The sequence below is a fragment of the Streptomyces sp. JN8 genome (assembly GCF_055808075.1).
Genome location: NZ_CM147852.1, coordinates 7,149,124 through 7,165,261, shown reverse-complemented (window position 1 = coordinate 7,165,261; position 16,138 = coordinate 7,149,124). Strand labels below are relative to the sequence as shown.

The following is a 16,138-nucleotide window of genomic DNA, read 5'->3' as shown; positions in this document are numbered from 1 at the left end:
GAGAAAGGTCCCCCGGCGGGCTCCCGCGTCCCGGGCGGGCCTCCGCGATCGAACATACGATGGGCGGGAGCCGGCGTCGGCAGCCCGCCGTGCCGGCCGGCCGAGGCGAGCAGGGCGGAGACGCATGGCACAGGCCACCGACGCGGCACGGACCGTCATCCTGACCGTGGACGACGACCCGGGAGTGTCCCGCGCCATCGCCCGCGACCTGCGGCGCCGCTACGGCGGGGGCTACCGCGTCGTGCGCGCCGAATCCGGCGAGGCCGCGCTCGACGCGCTCCGCGAGCTGAAGCTGCGGGGCGACCTGGTCGCCGTGATCCTGGCCGACTACCGCATGCCGCAGATGAACGGCATCGAGTTCCTCGAACAGGCCCTCGGGGTGTACCCGGGGGCCCGCCGCGTCCTGCTGACCGCGTACGCCGACACCGGCGCGGCCATCGACGCGATCAACGTCGTCGACCTCGACCACTACCTCCTCAAGCCCTGGGACCCGCCGGAGGAGAAGCTCTACCCGGTCGTGGACGACCTGCTGACGGCCTGGCGCGCCAGCGACTACCGTCCGGTGCCGGCGACGAAGGTGGTCGGCCACCGCTGGTCGGCGCGCTCCTCGTCGGTGCGCGAGTTCCTGGCCCGCAACCAGGTGCCGTACCGCTGGTACTCCTCCGACGAGCCCGAGGGCCTGCGCCTCCTCGCCGCCGCCGGTGCCGACGACCACCGGCTGCCCCTGGTGATCACCCCCGACGGCACGGTCCTGGTCGAACCGGACGCGCCCGGACTCGCCGCCCACGTGGGGCTCGCGACGACCCCGGCCGCCGACTTCTACGACCTGGTCGTCATCGGCGGCGGACCGGCCGGGCTCGGCGCGGCGGTGTACGGGGCCTCCGAGGGGCTGCGGACCGTGCTGGTCGAGCGGTCGGCGACCGGCGGGCAGGCCGGCCAGAGCTCCCGGATCGAGAACTACCTCGGCTTCCCGGACGGCGTGTCCGGCGGGCAGCTCACCGAGCGCGCCCGCCGCCAGGCGAGCCGCTTCGGCGCCGAGATCCTCACCGCCCGCGAGGTCACCGGTCTGGAGGCCAACGGCGCGGCCCGCGTCGTGCGGTTCTCGGACGGAACCGAGGTCGCCGCGCACAGCGTGATCCTCGCGACCGGGGTGTCCTACCGGCAGCTCCCGGCTCCCGGCTGCGAGGACCTCACCGGTCGCGGCGTCTACTACGGCTCGTCCCTCACCGAGGCGTCCTCCTGCGAGGACCAGGACGTGTACATCGTCGGCGGCGCGAACTCCGCCGGGCAGGCCGCGGTGTTCCTCGCCCGGGGCGCGAAGTCGGTGACGCTGCTCGTCCGCGGGGAGTCGCCGGCGGCGACGATGTCGTACTACCTGATCCAGCAGATCGAGGAGGCGCCGAACATCACCGTGCGTCCCAGGACGGTCGTCGAGGCGGCGCACGGCGCGGAGCACCTGGAGCGGCTGACCCTGCGGGACGCCGTGACCGGCGGCACCGAGGACGTCGACGCCCAGTGGCTGTTCGTCTTCATCGGCGCGGCACCGCTGACCGACTGGCTCGACGGGACGGTGCTGCGCGACGAGCACGGGTTCATCCTGGCCGGCCCCGACCTCACGCCGGACGGGCGGCCGCCGGCCGAGTGGGGCCTCGACCGGCCGCCCTACCACCTGGAGACGAACGTCCCCGGGGTGTTCGTGGCGGGCGACGCGCGCGCCCAGTCCGCGAAGCGCGTCGCCTCCGCCGTCGGAGAGGGAGCCATGGCCGTGATGCTCGTCCACCGCTATCTGGAGCAGTCATGACCGGTCAGGACACGGGCGGTCAGAACACGGGCGGCCGGGTGACGCCCTGCGACCGGCACGAGATCGGCTCGCTGTTCCTGTTCGAGAAGCTCTCGCCGGAGCAGCTCGACCGGCTGTGCGCCGAGGGGCGGGTGGAGCTCTTCGGGCCCGGGCCCGTCTACACCGAGGGCGATCCCGCGACCTGCTTCTACGTGATGATCGAGGGCACCGTCGTGCTGTACCGCCGGGTCGGCGGCGACGACGTCGAGGTGAGCCGGACCGCGCAGCGCGGTGTGTACGCGGGCGCCATGCAGGCGTACCTGGGCGACCGGGTGCCCCAGACGTACAACAACTCCCTGCGGGTGACCGAGCCCACCCGGTTCTTCGTGATGCCGGCGCAGTCGTTCGCGGACATCATGGCCGAGTGGTTCCCCATGGCGGTGCACCTCCTCGAAGGGCTGTTCTTCGGGTCCAAGAACACCCAGCGCGCCATCGGCCAGCGCGAACGGCTCCTGGCCCTGGGCTCGTTGTCCGCCGGCCTCACCCACGAGCTGAACAACCCGGCCGCCGCGGCCGTGCGGGCCACGGCGGCGCTGCGGGAGCGGGTCGGGAAGATGCGGCACAAGCTGTCCGTCATCGCCCGCGGCCCCTACTCCCGGGAGGCGCTCGCCGACCTGATCGAGATCCAGGAGCGCACCGCGGAGCGGGTCGCCAAGGCACCGGCGCTCAGCCCGCTGGAGGCCTCCGACCGGGAGGACGAGCTCGCCGACTGGCTGGAGGACCACGGCATCCGGGAGGGCTGGCGGTACGCGCCCGTCTTCGTCCAGGCCGGTCTCGACACGGACTGGCTGGAGCAGGTGGCGGCGACCGTGGCCGAGGACGTCCTGCCGGGGGCGGTCGGCTGGCTCAACTACACGGTCGAGACCGAGCTGCTGATGGACGAGATCGGCGACTCCACCGACCGCATCTCCCACCTGGTGGACGCGGCCAAGCAGTACGCGCAGCTCGACCGCGCCCCGCACCGCGACGTGGACGTCCACGAACTCCTCGACAGCACCCTGCTGATGCTGTCGAGGAAGATCGGCTCCGGGGTGCGCGTCGTGAAGGAGTACGACCGCTCCCTCCCCGACGTGCCCGCGTACCCGGCGGAGCTGAACCAGGTGTGGACCAACCTCATCGACAACGCGGTGGCGGCCATCCGGAGCACCGGGGGCGAGGGGACCCTGACGGTCCGCACGGCCCGCGAGGGCGACCGGCTGCTCGTGGAGTTCCGCGACACGGGGCCCGGCGTCCCCGAGGAGATCCGCAGCCGCATCTTCGACCCCTTCTTCACCACCAAGCCGGTCGGCGAGGGCACCGGTCTCGGACTGGACATCTCCTGGCGGATCGTGGTGAGCAAGCACCACGGCAGCCTCGAGGTCGAGTCCGTCCCGGGCGACACCCGCTTCCAGGTGCTGCTGCCGCTGACCGCCCCCGGGACCCGGGCGGAGACCGATCCGGAGACCGCCCCGGAGACCGACCCGAAGCCCGGTACCGCCACGGGGACCGGCGCCCGCACCGACGAGGAGCGCGCATGACCGAGATCGAGGGACTCGACCCGAGCGTCCCGCCCAGCGGGACCGGCTGCACGGACTGCGACGCGGTCGGCGGCTGGTGGTTCCACCTGCGGCGCTGCGCCCAGTGCGGGCACGTCGGCTGCTGCGACTCCTCCCCCGCCCGACACGCCACCGCCCACTGGAAGTCCACCGGTCACCCGCTCGTGCAGAGCTTCGAGCCGGGCGAGGACTGGTTCTGGAACTACGCCACCGACGACCTGTACGACGGCGGCCCCGCGCTGGCCCCGCCGGGCGGCCACCCGGCCGACCAGCCGGCTCCCGGGCCGGTCGGCCGCGTCCCGGACGACTGGCGGCAGCACCTGCACCCCTGAGCGGAGGCCCCGCGCCGGGACCCGCGGCCGCCGGCCCGGCGCGGGCCGAACCGGCCGCCGACCGGCCCTGACCGGGGAGCACCGGCCCCCGATCACGCGCCGGTAGGGTCCGGCGTCATGACGAACGACATCACGAACAGCGCGGCGAACGACACGACGGGCGAGGCGGGCGGCTGGCGGTCGGACCGCATCGGCAGTGCGCTGCGCGGTGCGAACCCCTCGGTGCTCCGCCGGCTCGACGCCGGGTTCGCGGTCATCGGGGACGTCCAGTTCCTCCCGGGGTACTCCGTGCTCCTGGTGGACGACCCCGACGTCCAGCGGCTGTCGGAGCTCTCTCGGGACCGGCGCCTGCGGTTCCTCTCCGACATGGACCGCCTCGGGGAGGCCGTCGAGCGCGCCTGCCGGCGGCTCGACCCCGCCTTCCGGCGCGTGAACCTGGAGATCCTCGGCAACACCGACGGCTTCCTGCACGCCCACGTCTGGCCCCGGTACTCCTGGGAGCCGGACGACCTCGTGGGGATGCCGGTGTGGCTGTACCCGAGGGAGCGCTGGAGCGACCAGGCGTACGCGCTCGGCCCGCGGCACGACGCCCTCCGCGACGCGATCGGCGACGAGTTGGACCGCCTCACCGGCCCGTGACCCCCGGTCCGGCCCGGACCGGCGACCGGGCCGCGTCGTAGGGAGGGGGTGCGTCGCCGCGACCGGGGTGTGACCGGCGGTTGACCGGGCGCGGCGGGCCCTGCGTAGAGTACGGCCGGGCGCGGCGCGATCGGATGGAGTTCCTGTGAGCGTGACCAGCCTTGAGCACACCGCCGTCCCCGCCGACACCGGCGAGGTGACCCTCCTCATAGCCCGCCGGGTCGAACCGGGCTACGAGGCGGCCTTCGAGCTCTGGGCGAAGGGCATCCTGGAGAGCGCCGCCGCCTTCCCCGGTCACCTGGGCTACGGCTTCTTCCGCTCCTCCGGCGGCGACGCCCCGTGGTTCCTCGTCCACCGCTTCCGGGACGAGGCCGCGTGCCGGGCGTGGCAGGAGTCGCCGGAGCGGGCGTCCTGGTTCGCCGACTGCGAGGGCCACCACCACACGGAGATCGCCCGGCGGACGCTGACCGGCATGGAGACGTGGTTCGCGAAGCCGGGCTCGACCCGGCCCGCGCCGCCCCGGTGGAAGATGGCGATCAGCGCGACCCTGGCGATCTACCCGATCTCGGTCCTGGGCAGCCTGCTGCTGATCCCCCGGCTGACCGGCCTCCCGCTCCTGGTCAGCAGCGCCGTCGTGGCGTGCGTCTTCAACGTGCTGATGACGTACGTGGCGATGCCCGCCGTGAGCAGGCTGCTGCGCCGCTGGCTCACCCCGTAGCCGCCGCGGGGCCGGACGCCCGGGCGCGTTCGTCATCTAAGATTCAGGGCGGCCTCGGGGCCGACGACGCTGATCACGAAGATCCCGGGGAATCGGGTGACCACCGACGTGCGTCTCACTGGTGCGGAGTTCCCGGCTCATCCGGCTCACCCGCCCGTGCAAGGAAGACTCCCAGGGAGAAGTGAGGTATGTCCGTGATCTGCGTCGGCGGCATGATCGGAATCGGCAAGACGAGTGTGGCCGAGCTGATCGCCAAGGATCTCGGCAGCGACGTCTTCTACGAGAGCGTCGAGGACAACCCGATCCTCCCGCTCTTCTACACGGCGAGCCCCGAGGAGATCCAGGAGAAGCGGTACCCGTTCCTCCTCCAGCTGTACTTCCTCCAGACCCGCTTCGCCGCGATCAAGGAGGCCTACAAGCAGGGCCACAACGTCCTCGACCGGTCGATCTACGAGGACTGGTACTTCGCCCGGGTCAACCACGACCTGGGCCGGATCACCTCCCTCGAGATGCAGGTGTACGAGGGGCTGCTCGGCGAGATGATGCGCGAGATCGACGGTCTGCCCTACCGCAAGGCGCCCGACCTCATGGTCTACCTCAAGGCCGACTTCGCGACCGTGCTGCACCGCATCGGTCTGCGCGGCCGGGACTTCGAGCAGGACGAGGGCCTCGTCGAGTACTACCGGACCCTGTGGTCCGGCTACGACGACTGGGTGCACGAGCACTACTCGGCGAGCGACGTCCTCGTGATCGACATGAACCACACGGACGTCGTCAACAACCCCGAGGACGCGGACCGCGTGGCCCGGGAGGTCAGGGACGCCCTCGCGGCGGCCACCCGCCGGCCCTGACCCCGGCAGGGACCGGCCGGGCCCGGGCCCCCGCCCCGGGGGCCGGGTCACGGCCCCGGGGCGGACGGACCCCGCGCCCGCCGGACCGCCCGCCGCCGCGGTTCAGCAGCTGATCGTGCCCCGCCGCAGGGCGTGGCCGCCGGTGTTGCCGTCGTCGGCCCAGTAGACGGGCTTGCTGCCACCGACGCACTCGTCGGCCCCGGCCGGGGCGAAGCCCTCGTTATTGAGGTCGGGCATGCCGCTCGGGCGCTGGTAGGAGGCCACCGGCGCGAAGGCGCCCGTGGCGTCGATCTTCAGGGTCCGGTGCACGCCGCCGCAGGTGTCGTCGCAGACCACCCACAGCCGGGCGGCCTGCGGCTCCCACTGGAGCTCCATCACGCCGGCCGTGCCGCTCGCGATCGTCGCGACGCGGGTGGCGCCGCCGCCGTCCTGGAGGACGTACGCGTGGACCGCACCGGTGCCCTCCACGCCGAGCAGGAAGACCCCTCCGGTGTGCGCGCCGTACCGGCTCGGGTCGTAGGCCGTGCCCGTCGACTGGTCCTTGAACCCGGCCGCGACGAGGGTGCCGTCGGGGATCCAGGTGATCGCCTCGAAGCCGAGGTTGGCGCCCACCGCCGGGAGGCCGGCGGTCAGGTTCCACTCCTTCGTGGCGGTGAGGGAGCCGCCGGTGCCGGCGGTGACCTCGTAGCGCAGGACGGAGAGCCGGCTGGTCCCGGAGGCGTCGCCGTTGCGCTCGGTGGCGACGTACGCGCCGCCGGCGGCCCCGGCGCCCGTCAGGGTGACGGCCTCGCTGTCGGGGCTGCCGCTGCCGCCGGGGTAGCGCAGGGTCTTGCCGGTGCTCCAGCCGTTCGCGGTGTCCGGGCGCCAGCCGCCGGAGCCGTCGCGGACCAGGCGCCACAGCCTGCCGGAGTTCTGGGCGGCCCAGAGGACGGAGCCCTCCTGGTACAGGCCGCTGAGGTCGCCGCCGAAGACGTCGGTCGCGTCGGCCGTCGCGACCGAGCCGCCGCCGGGCCAGGCGACCGGGTTCGTACCGCCGCCGGAGCCGCAGTCGTTGGGGGCGCCCAGCGTCAGGGCCGCCTTCCCGAAGGCGCCCGTGCCGTCGGGGCAGCGCGACCAGGAGGGGGCGGAGTGCGCGCTCCACGCGAAGCTGTCGACGAGGGTGCTGCCGCCGGGCAGGTAGAGCCGGGCCTTGTCGCCGGATCCGAGGCCGAACGCGGAGGCCACCGTGAAGGCGCGCGCCGCGCCCGGGGCGAGGGTCGTCCCGGCCGGGACGGTGAAGGTGTGGCTCGCGTCGTCGTCCTTGAGGACCCAGCCGGAGAGGTCGACCGCGGCCGCTCCCTTGTTGTACAGCTCGATCGAGTCGTCCACGGCGCCGGTCGTCACCACCTCGTTGATCCGGACGTCATCGGCCGGGGCGGCGTGCGCGGTCGGTGCGACCAGGGAGGCGGCGGCGAGCAGCGTGGCACCGGCGACGGCGACGCGGATCGGGAGGAGGCGACGGCTCCGGGGAGCACGTTCTTCGGGCACGGGGGGTCCGTCCTGGAAGAGGGGCGAAGGGCGTCACGAGAATCACGCCCGACGCCGAACGCCGTTCGGCGTCCGGCCCGTTGTCGGGTGAACGCCTGCCGAACGGCAGGAGGCGCCGCCCACGCCGGGCCGGCCGTGCCGGGTCAGGCCCCCGGGCGGGTCGCCGTCACGAGGTAGTAGTCGAGGTCGCGCCGCTCGTACGCCGTGAGGAAGTTGCGCGGCCAGGTGCCCGGCGCCCACTGGTCCGAGAGCCAGCGGTCCCAGCCCGGCCACACGTCCGGTCCGATGGACACGGCCCGCGCGTCGGTCAGGCCCGCCCGGGTGAGGGCGTCGGTGACGAGGGTGACGGGGCGCGCGATGTCGAGTCCGTCGGCGAACGTCTCCAGGGCGGACGCGAGGCGTGCTCCGCTCTCCGGGTCGGTGCCGGGGGTGAAGAAGCTCGCGACGACCAGCCGCCCGCCGGGGCGCAGCACCCGGGCCGCCTCGCGGGTGAAGGCGGCCATGTCGTCGAAGTGCTGGGCGGCCTCGACGCTGTAGACGCAGTCGAACTCGCCGTCGCCGAACGGCATGTCCTCCGCCGCGCCCTGGACGAAGCGCAGCCCCTGGGGCGACGCCGCCAGCAGCTCGGCGTTGGTCCGGCGGGCCCGCTCCAGCTGCTCGGGGTGGATGTCCATGCCGGTCACCCGCTCCGGGCCGTACTCGCGCAGGGCGAGGGCGCAGCCGACGCCGAGACCGCAGCCGACCTCCGCGATCCGCCGGCCGGTGAGCGGCCCGGCGGCGTCGAGCACCCGGCGGTACAGGTCCTGCTGGCTGCGGACCCGGTCGTCGACCGTGAGGGGCCCGGCGAGGTCGATCGACCGCCAGGAGCCGAAGTTGATGAATCCGCCGGCGAACACCGGCACCGAACTGAGGTCGGCCGGCCCGTACGTCTCCCGGACCGCGGCCCGCATCTCCACCTGCTCCACCCGCGTCACCTCCGGAACCAGTCTGGCGTCGGGTGCCGTCCCTGTCGACGGCGCCGGCCCGGTGCGACCCGAAAGGGTGCACGGGCCGGACGGGTCCCGATGTCGCGGGCCGGCGGCGGCCTGTCGAGCGGGGCGTTCATCAGGCGGCTCGGGCCGGGGGCGCGGGCAGCGGGGTGAGGGAGGCGTACTCCAGGGGTGCCGACGGGTCGATCGAGACGGCGAGCGGGGCGGGCTCGGCGCCGGACCGGACGAGGAGGTCGCCGACGGCCGCGATCATGGCGCCGTTGTCCGTGCAGAGCGTCATCGGCGGCACGCGCAGCTCCACCCCGGCGGCGGCGCAGCGCTGCTCGGCCAGGCCGCGGACGCGGGAGTTCGCGGCGACGCCGCCGACCACGATCAGCGTCCCGACGTCGTACGCCGCGCAGGCGGCGAGCGCCTTGCGGGTCAGGACGTCGGCGACGGCCTCCTGGAGGGCGGCGGCCCCGTCCGCGACGGGCAGGTCGAGACCCTGGGCCCGGTGCTTCTCGACCCAGCGGGCCGCGGCCGTCTTGAGGCCGGAGAAGGAGAAGGCGTACGGATCGTCGCCGGGCCGCGTGAGGGGCCGGGGGAAGTCGACCGCACGCGGGTCGCCGTCCCGGGCGGCCCGGTCGATGGCGGGCCCGCCGGGGTAGGACAGGCCCATGATGCGGGCGACCTTGTCGAAGCACTCCCCCGCCGCGTCGTCGAGCGTGTCGCCGAGGTGCAGGATCGGTTCGCGCACGAGGTCGCGGACGAGCAGGAGGGAGGTGTGGCCGCCGGAGACGATGAGGACGACGCACGGGGTGGGCAGGGGGCCGTGCTCCAGGGTGTCGGCGGCGACGTGACCGGCCAGGTGGTGCACTCCGTAGAGCGGCACGCCCGCCGCGTAGGCCAGGGTCTTCGCCCCGGCGAGACCGACCTGGAGGGCGCCGGAGAGGCCGGGACCGGTGGTGACGGCGACCGCGTCGATCTGCCCCAGCCGCAGCCCCGCCTGTTCCAGGGCTCCCCGCACGACCGGGTTGAACGCCTGGAGGTGCGCCCGCGCGGCGATCTCCGGCACCACCCCGCCGAAGAGGGCGTGCTCGTCCATGCTCGACGCCACGACGTGCGCGAGCAGCTTCCCGTCCCGCACGATCCCCGCGCCGGTCTCGTCGCACGACGACTCGATTCCCAGGACGATCGGTCCACCCACTGCGCCACTCCTTATGCACTCTGCTTGCATCTGCAATATATGTGCAATAAGGAGCCGGGGTCGGCGCCGGTGCCGGTGGGACCGGTCGGCGCCTAGTCGGCCAGGGCGTGCAGGCGCAGTGCCAGCTGGATCTCCAGGGCGCGGGCGGGGGACTGCCAGTCGGTGCCCAGGAGGCGGCCCACCCGTTCCAGGCGCTGCGCCACCGTGTTGACGTGGACGTGGAGCGCGTCCTTGGTACGGGCGGGGCTCATGCCGCTCGCGAAGTAGGCGTCCAGAGTGCGGACCAGGTCGGTGCCCCGCCGCCGGTCGTAGGCGACGACCTGGCCGACCGTGCGGTCGACGAAGCCGTCGATGTCCCGGCTGTCGGCGAGCAGAAGCCCGAGGAAGCCGAGGTCCTCGGCGGCGGCGCCCTGTCCGGAGCGGTGCAGGAGCCGGAGCGCGTCGAGGCAGCGGCGGGCCTCCGCGTACGCCACGGCCACCTGGTCCGGGCGGTCGAGCGGGGCCCGTACGGGGGCGGAGGCGCCCACGGTGACCGGTTCGCGCAGGGTGGAGCCGAGACCGTGCGCGGTCTGCCGGGCGAGGTCGGCGGCGCTCTCGCCGGGGCCGAGGGGCAGCAGCAGGACCGTTCCGCCGTCGCGGGCGGAGGCGAGTCCGCGACGGGTCGCGGCCAGGTGGGTCGCCGCGGACCAGAGGCGCTGCCGGTCGGCGCTCTCGCGGCCGCCGGCGTCCGGCTCGGCCGGGCCGCCGGCCCGGTCGACGCGCGCGGCGAGCACCACGTGCGGGGCCTCGCTGTCGGTGCGGAGCCGGGCCGCCCGCTCGCGGAGCAGCAGCCGGTCGCGGTCGGGGGCGTCGAGGAGGTCGTCGAGGAGCTCGCCCCGTACCCGCTGCTCGGCCTCGCCCGCCGAGCGGCGGGCGAGCAGGAGGAGGGAGGTGACGAGGGCGGCGCGCTCCAGGGTGCGCTGGTCGACGGGGTCGAGCTCCGGTCGGCCGTGCAGGACGAGGGCGCCCAGGGTCTCGCCTCCGGCGGAGACGGCGGCGACCCAGTCGTCGCCCTCGCGGACCGCGTGCCCGTCGGCGCCCGGAGCGGCCCCGGCGCGCTCCTCCGTGAACGCGACGGTGCCGCCGAGGACCTCGGAGACGGCGTGCGCGACGTCGTGGACGCCGCCGCCGTGCAGCACCAGTTCGGAGAGCCGGTCGTGGACCTCGGACGCCCGCTCGATGACGGCGCTGTGCTCGCGGATGATGCCGTTGGCGCGCTCCAGCTCGGCGAGGGCCGAGCGGGTCTCCCCGAGGAGGTTGGCGGTGTCGATGGCGACGGCGGCGTGCGCGGCGAAGGAGCAGAGCAGGGCGACCTGCTCGCGCTCGAAGACCCTGGCCCGGCGGTCGGCGGCGAAGAGGACGCCGATGACCTGGGCGCCGAGGCTGAGCGGTACGCCCAGGATGGCGACGAGGCCCTCGTCCCGTACCGCCGTGTCGATCGTCCGGGTGTGCTGGAAGCGCGCGTCGCCGAAGTAGTCGTCCGTGACGTACGGGCGGGCGGTCTGTGCGACGAGCCCGCCGAGGCCCTCCCCCATGCCGAGGCGCACCTGCTGGAAGCGCGCCGAGACGGAGCCCTCGGTGACCCGCATGTACGTGTCGCCCGCCACCGGGTCGTTGAGGCTCAGATAGGCGACCTCGGTGCCGAGGAGGGACCGGGCGCGCTGGACGATGGCACGCAGCACGGCGTCGAGGTCCCGCAGTCCCGCGAGGTCGTGGGCGGTCTCGAAGAGCGCGGACAGCTCCGCCTCGCGCCTCCGTCGTCCCTCCAGCTCCGCCCGGACCCGCAGGGCGAGCTGCTTGGCCTCTTCGAGTTCGGCCAGCGCCTCGGGGCCGGCGCCGCTCGCGCGGGCGAGCAGCACGGGCCGGTCGTAGGCCTCCGTCGCGGCTCCCCTGGCGAGGAGTTCGAGGAAGGAGGCGGGTTCGTGGGACATGGACACAGGGATACCTGCCGACCATGTGGTCGCACCACCCCTGTGGACGACCTTGACGGGGTCGGCGCGCCGCCGGTCGCGCCGGGGTCGGGTACGGCTCCGAGGGCGGTGAGGAGCACGCGCGCTCCGTGGCCCGGGGAGCGTCCGTTCTCCCGTCGACGCGCCTCGGGCCCGTGGTTCAGTCGGTCGCCGTGGTGCGGAACCAGGTGGGTTCGTCGGCCAGCGCCTTCTCGATCCGCATCAGCGAGAAGCGCTTCATCTCGGGCAGGTCGTCCACGTCGAACCAGCCGACTTCCAGGGACTCGTCGTCGTTGACCCGGGCCTCGCCGCCCACGGCGCGGCAGCGGAAGGTGACGTCCACGAACTGGCACTGGTCGCCGTTGGGGTAGACGACGGGCTTGCGCAGGGTCTCGACGAGCACGATCCGCTCGGCCTCGCAGTGCACGGCCGTCTCCTCGAAGACCTCGCGCACCGCGCAGTCGGCGGGCTGCTCCCCCGGTTCGACGATGCCCCCGACAATCGCCCAGCGCCCGTTGTCGGCGCGGCGGCCGAGCAGCACCCTGCCCCGGTCGTCGAAGACGACGGCGCTCACTCCGGGCAGGAAGAGGAGCTGGTGGCCGGCAGTCTCGCGCAGGGCCCGGATGAAGTCAGGGGTAGCCATGGCACCGACCCTAGATCACCCCCGGGTCCGGCCGCGGACGGCCCTGTCCCGCGGGCCGGGCCACCGGCGGCCAGCCCGCGGGAGGCCCGGTCGGCGCGGTGCACGGGACGGCGCCGTCCCACCGCGTTCTACGGGACGCGGGTGCGCCGGGCCCGTACCGCGCGGAGGGCCGACCAGCCGAGGCCGACGGCGGCGAGGGCCGCGAGAAGGGCCTCGGGCAGGGTGCCCATCCGGGTCGCCGGGGTCAGCGAGGAGCGCAGCGGCACCTTCTCGACCAGGACGTCCGGGGTGAACATCTTCGTCTCCGCGACGATCTCTCCGTCGGGGCGGATGACGGCGCTGACCCCGCTGGTCACGGGGACGACCACCGAGCGGCTGTGTTCGACGGCCCGCACCCGCGACATGGCCAGCTGCTGGTAGGTCATCTCGCTGCGGCCGAAGGTGGCGTTGTTGCTGGGGACGCTGATCAGCTGGGCGCCGTGGGTGACGGTGTCGCGCACGGCCCAGTCGAAGGCGGCCTCGTAGCAGGTGGCGAGGCCGACCTTGGTGCCCGCCAGGTCGAAGACCCCGATCTTCGTGCCGGCCCCGAAGTCGCGGCTCACGCGGTCGACGTTGCTGTTGAAGATGCGGACGAGGGGGCGCATCGGGATGTACTCGCCGAAGGGCTGCACGTGCCGCTTGTCGTAGGTGGCGACGGGACCGCGGTCCGGCTCCCACTCGATGAGGGTGTTCCGGAGCTTGCCGGTCTCGGGGGCGACGACCGCCCCGATCACGGTCGGCACGCCGATCGCGCGGACGGCGCCGTCGATGACCTCGGCCGCGTCGGCGTTCGCGTACGGGTCGATGTCCGAGGAGTTCTCCGGCCACAGCACGAAGTCGGGCTGCGGGGCGCGGCCGGCCTTGACGTCCGCGGCGAGCTCGCGGGTCCGGGCGACGTGGTTGTCGAGGACGGCCCGGCGCTGGGCGTTGAAGTCGAGGCCGAGGCGGGGGACGTTGCCCTGGACGGCGGCGACGGTGGCGGTGCCGTCCTCGGCGGAGTCGTCGACGAGCGGCAGTGCGGCGAGGGCGCCGGTGACGGGGACGAGCACGGCGAGCGCCGCGGCCACGAGCGGTCCGTGCGGGAGCCGTCCGGGCCGGGCTCCGGCCGCCGGCTCGACGCCGCCGTCGGACGCGCCGTCCGGGCGGGCCGGTGCGGCGGCGGTCTCGTCAGGGGTTCCGGTGTGCGTGCCCGCGCCCCGGCGGGCCCGGATCTGCCGGCAGGCCTCGTACAGGCCGAAACCGCAGAGGGCGACGGCGAAGCCGAGCACCGGAGTGCCGCCGACGGCGGCCAGCGGGAGGAAGACCCCGTCGGCCTGGCCGAAGGCGATCTTGCCCCAGGGGAAGCCGCCGAAGGGCACGCGGGCGCGTGCCGCCTCCGCGAGGATCCACACGCCGGCGGCGAAGAACGGCCACCACGGGAGCCGGGAGACCGCGGCGATGCCGAGACCGGCGAGGGCGATGAACAGCGCCTCCACCGCGGCCAGCGCGATCCAGGGGCCGGGGCCGACCTCCTCGCCGGTCCAGACGAGGAGCGGCAGCAGGAAGCCGAGCCCGGCGAGGTAGCCGAGGCCGAATCCGGCGCGGAGCCGGCGGCCCCGCAGGCTCCAGCCCAGCAGGGCGAAGGCGGGCAGCGCGAGCCACCAGAGGGGGCGCGGCGGGAAGCTCAGGTAGAGCAGGAGTCCGGACAGCAGAGCCGCCCCGGGCCGTGCGTACCGCCGCAGCCGGGAGGACGGTGCGGGTGCGGTGTCGGCTGCGGACGCGTCGACGGGGGTGATGGTGGCGCTCACCTTGCGGAGTCTACGGGTCGTTCCTGTCGGCACCGGCGGGCGGGAGTCCCGGGCGTGTGGCCCCGTGAACGGGCTCGGACGGACGCGAACGGAGTCCGACGCGGACTCCGACGGCCTGCGGGATTCCCGCCCTGTCGGGCCGGATCCGGAGCCGGCATCGCGCGGGCCGATGCCCGTGGCCGCGACGCCGGCGGATCAGACGGGGCGGCCGGTCGGGGCGGGCGGCGCGGGCGGGGCCATGCCGCGGAGGCGGTCGCGGATGACGCGTACCGCGGACTCGGCGTCGTCGACGGTGACGGTGAACGTCCGTCCGTCGCCGAGGCGCAGGCTCAGGCCCTCGCCCCGCCGGACGACCACGGCCGTGCCCTGCTCGGGGCGCCAGCGGTAGCCCCAGCCGCCCCAGTGGCGGGGGGTGACGCTCGGCTCGAAGTCGGCGCCGACGACGTGGGAGAGGAGGATGCGGCGGCGCGGCACGCCGATGTGGCCGCAGCGGACCTCCATGGCGCTGTCGTCGACCTTCACGGCCACGTGGACGAAGGCGAGGGTGCCGAAGAGAACCAGCAGTCCGGCGGCGACGCAGCCGATCACGGCCATGAGAAGGGGCGCGATGCCCGAGGTCCAGGCCGACTCGACGGCGATGGCGATGCCGAGGGCCATGCAGGCGGCACCGGCGACCGCCGCGACCCATTGGAAGCGGTTCGTGGCGCGTCCGGTCCAGACGGCGGGCGACCGCTCGTCGGCGTACTGATTCCGGGCAAGGTCCCTCATATCGGGAAGAGTACCCAGGATCGGCCGGAACAGCGCGACGGAGCGAGGTCTTCCGGGCACGCGGGGTGAGCGGGCCCCGACGAGGGGCGGGCGACTCCGTCCGAGGGGTGACCGTTGTCTCGTCCGGGGTCGGGTGACGTCGTCTCGTCCGGGGTCGGGTGACGTCGTCTCGTCCGGGGTCGGGTGACGTCGTCTCGTCCGGGGTCGGGTGACGTGGTCTCGTCCGGGGTCGGGTGACGTGGTCTCGTCCGGGGTGGGCTGACGTGGTCTCGTCCAGGGTCGGATGACGTCGTCTCGCCCGCGGCCGGGTGGAGGGGCGTCGGCGCCGGCGCCCAGCGGACGTCGGAGCCCGCCCGTCCATGGAGGTCGGCGCCCCGCGCTCGGTGGGCGTCGGGGTCGGCGCTCGACGGGCGCCGCGGCCCGGTGGTCGATGGACGTCGGAGTCCGCCGATCCGCGGGCGTCGGGCCCCGCTCGGCAGGCGGCGCCGCCCGGCGGCTCAGTGGGCGGCGGCCGCCGCCGCGAGGAGGCGCCCCTCGGCGTACCCGAGGGCGGTGGCGGGGAGCCGGCCCGGGCGTCCGCCGAGGAGCACCGAGAGGCCGCCGGTGGGGTCCGCGTCGGGCGCGGGCTGCGCGCCGGCCCGGCGCAGCGCCTGCGCCGCGACGGCCTCGGCGGAGCCGTGGAAGACGAGCGGGGGCAGTCCGGCGCGGCCGCGGGCCTGGAGGGCGGCGAGGATCCGCTCCTCCACCAGTTCGTAGTGGGTGCAGCCGAGGACGACGGTGCGGACGTCCCGGGGGGTGAGCGCGGCCGCGGCGACGACGGCGCGGTCCACGGCGTCGGGGTCGGCGTGCTCCACGGCGTCGGCCAGTCCGGGGCAGGGCACCTCGGTGACGTCCGCGCCGTCGGCGAAGTCGCGGATGAGTCCCCGCTGGTAGGCGCTGCCGGTGGTGGCCGGGGTGGCCCAGATGGCGACCTTGCCGCCGCCGGCGGCCGCGGGCTTGATCGCGGGGACGGTGCCGATGACGGGGATGTCCGGTTCGAGGGCCGCGCGGATGGCCGGGAGGGCGTGCACGGTGGCGGTGTTGCAGGCCACGATCAGGGCCTGCGGACGGTGCTCGGCCGCGGCGAGGGCGACGGCGAGGGCGCGCTCCGTGAGGTCCTCGGGGGTACGCGGTCCCCAGGGCATTCCGTCGGGGTCGTTCGAGAGGAGGAGGTCGGCGTCCGGCCGGAGCCGCCGCACCGCGGCCGCTGCCGCGAGGAGGCCGATCCCGGAGTCCATGAGCGCGATCTTCACCCGG

At 74.6% G+C, this 16,138-nt stretch carries 14 protein-coding genes; 6 read left to right on the top strand and 8 right to left on the bottom strand.

Annotated elements, in window-relative coordinates; all coding sequences use genetic code 11:
* Positions 1–124: 124 nt before the first annotated feature.
* From ACY0MR_RS31735 to ACY0MR_RS31710, 6 genes are all read left to right on the top strand, one after another.
* Positions 125–1,801: an NAD(P)/FAD-dependent oxidoreductase gene (locus tag ACY0MR_RS31735; protein WP_473556755.1), complete on the top strand. Its 1,677-nt coding sequence runs from the start codon at positions 125–127 to the stop codon at positions 1,799–1,801.
* A complete protein-coding gene (locus tag ACY0MR_RS31730) occupies positions 1,798–3,357 on the top strand; it encodes an ATP-binding protein (RefSeq protein ID WP_473556753.1) in 1,560 nt (519 codons plus the stop codon). Before ACY0MR_RS31735 ends, ACY0MR_RS31730 begins: the two co-directional genes overlap by 4 nt.
* Positions 3,354–3,707: a UBP-type zinc finger domain-containing protein gene (locus ACY0MR_RS31725; protein ID WP_388796582.1), complete on the top strand. Its 354-nt coding sequence runs from the start codon at positions 3,354–3,356 to the stop codon at positions 3,705–3,707. Before ACY0MR_RS31730 ends, ACY0MR_RS31725 begins: the two co-directional genes overlap by 4 nt.
* A 117-nt stretch (positions 3,708–3,824) precedes the next feature.
* The gene (locus ACY0MR_RS31720) at positions 3,825–4,346 is read left to right on the top strand and encodes an HIT family protein (protein WP_404083149.1); all 522 of its coding nucleotides are present in this window, start codon (positions 3,825–3,827) and stop codon (positions 4,344–4,346) included.
* Positions 4,347–4,497: 151 nt separating this feature from the next.
* Entirely contained in the window at positions 4,498–5,064 is a 567-nt protein-coding gene (locus ACY0MR_RS31715; protein ID WP_392043818.1) for an antibiotic biosynthesis monooxygenase, read from the top strand.
* Positions 5,065–5,252: 188 nt separating this feature from the next.
* Positions 5,253–5,915: a deoxynucleoside kinase gene (locus tag ACY0MR_RS31710; RefSeq protein ID WP_361850577.1), complete on the top strand. Its 663-nt coding sequence runs from the start codon at positions 5,253–5,255 to the stop codon at positions 5,913–5,915.
* Positions 5,916–6,017: 102 nt separating this feature from the next.
* Here ACY0MR_RS31710 and ACY0MR_RS31705 read toward each other — a convergent pair whose 3' ends face one another.
* The 8 genes from ACY0MR_RS31705 to ACY0MR_RS31670 all read right to left on the bottom strand — a co-directional run bounded on the left by ACY0MR_RS31705 (position 6,018) and on the right by ACY0MR_RS31670 (position 16,134).
* Complete coding sequence (locus ACY0MR_RS31705; RefSeq protein WP_404083678.1) at positions 6,018–7,373, bottom strand: lamin tail domain-containing protein; 1,356 nt, start codon at positions 7,371–7,373, stop codon at positions 6,018–6,020.
* A gap of 212 nt (positions 7,374–7,585) precedes the next feature.
* On the bottom strand, positions 7,586–8,407 hold the full coding sequence (locus tag ACY0MR_RS31700) for a class I SAM-dependent methyltransferase (protein WP_473556749.1): 822 nt from the start codon (positions 8,405–8,407) through the stop codon (positions 7,586–7,588).
* Between the two features lie 139 nt (positions 8,408–8,546).
* A complete protein-coding gene (tsaD, locus tag ACY0MR_RS31695; RefSeq protein ID WP_473556747.1) occupies positions 8,547–9,647 on the bottom strand; it encodes a tRNA (adenosine(37)-N6)-threonylcarbamoyltransferase complex transferase subunit TsaD in 1,101 nt (366 codons plus the stop codon).
* A gap of 62 nt (positions 9,648–9,709) precedes the next feature.
* Positions 9,710–11,587 (bottom strand): helix-turn-helix domain-containing protein, encoded by a 1,878-nt coding sequence (locus ACY0MR_RS31690; protein ID WP_473556744.1) that lies wholly within the window; start codon positions 11,585–11,587, stop codon positions 9,710–9,712.
* A gap of 178 nt (positions 11,588–11,765) precedes the next feature.
* Positions 11,766–12,248, bottom strand: a complete 483-nt coding sequence (locus ACY0MR_RS31685; RefSeq protein ID WP_388796567.1) for an NUDIX hydrolase — start codon at positions 12,246–12,248, stop codon at positions 11,766–11,768.
* Between the two features lie 128 nt (positions 12,249–12,376).
* Positions 12,377–14,074, bottom strand: a complete 1,698-nt coding sequence (gene lnt / locus ACY0MR_RS31680; protein ID WP_473556742.1) for an apolipoprotein N-acyltransferase — start codon at positions 14,072–14,074, stop codon at positions 12,377–12,379.
* Between the two features lie 195 nt (positions 14,075–14,269).
* Entirely contained in the window at positions 14,270–14,842 is a 573-nt protein-coding gene (locus ACY0MR_RS31675) for a hypothetical protein (RefSeq protein WP_388796561.1), read from the bottom strand.
* 497 nt (positions 14,843–15,339) lie between these two features.
* Entirely contained in the window at positions 15,340–16,134 is a 795-nt protein-coding gene (locus ACY0MR_RS31670) for a glutamate racemase (RefSeq protein WP_473556740.1), read from the bottom strand.
* Positions 16,135–16,138: the final 4 nt, after the last annotated feature.

Bases quoted from the DNA above. Each gene is read 5' to 3' on its own strand.
- ACY0MR_RS31735 (WP_473556755.1), top strand. From the start codon at position 125: ATGGCACAGGCCACCGACGCGGCACGGACCGTCATCCTGACCGTGGAC.
- ACY0MR_RS31730 (WP_473556753.1), top strand. From the start codon at position 1,798: ATGACCGGTCAGGACACGGGCGGTCAGAACACGGGCGGCCGGGTGACG.
- ACY0MR_RS31725 (WP_388796582.1), top strand. From the start codon at position 3,354: ATGACCGAGATCGAGGGACTCGACCCGAGCGTCCCGCCCAGCGGGACC.
- ACY0MR_RS31720 (WP_404083149.1), top strand. From the start codon at position 3,825: ATGACGAACGACATCACGAACAGCGCGGCGAACGACACGACGGGCGAG.
- ACY0MR_RS31710 (WP_361850577.1), top strand. From the start codon at position 5,253: ATGTCCGTGATCTGCGTCGGCGGCATGATCGGAATCGGCAAGACGAGT.
- tsaD (WP_473556747.1), bottom strand. From the start codon at position 9,647: ATGCAAGCAGAGTGCATAAGGAGTGGCGCAGTGGGTGGACCGATCGTC.
- ACY0MR_RS31690 (WP_473556744.1), bottom strand. From the start codon at position 11,587: ATGTCCCACGAACCCGCCTCCTTCCTCGAACTCCTCGCCAGGGGAGCC.
- ACY0MR_RS31685 (WP_388796567.1), bottom strand. From the start codon at position 12,248: ATGGCTACCCCTGACTTCATCCGGGCCCTGCGCGAGACTGCCGGCCAC.
- ACY0MR_RS31675 (WP_388796561.1), bottom strand. From the start codon at position 14,842: ATGAGGGACCTTGCCCGGAATCAGTACGCCGACGAGCGGTCGCCCGCC.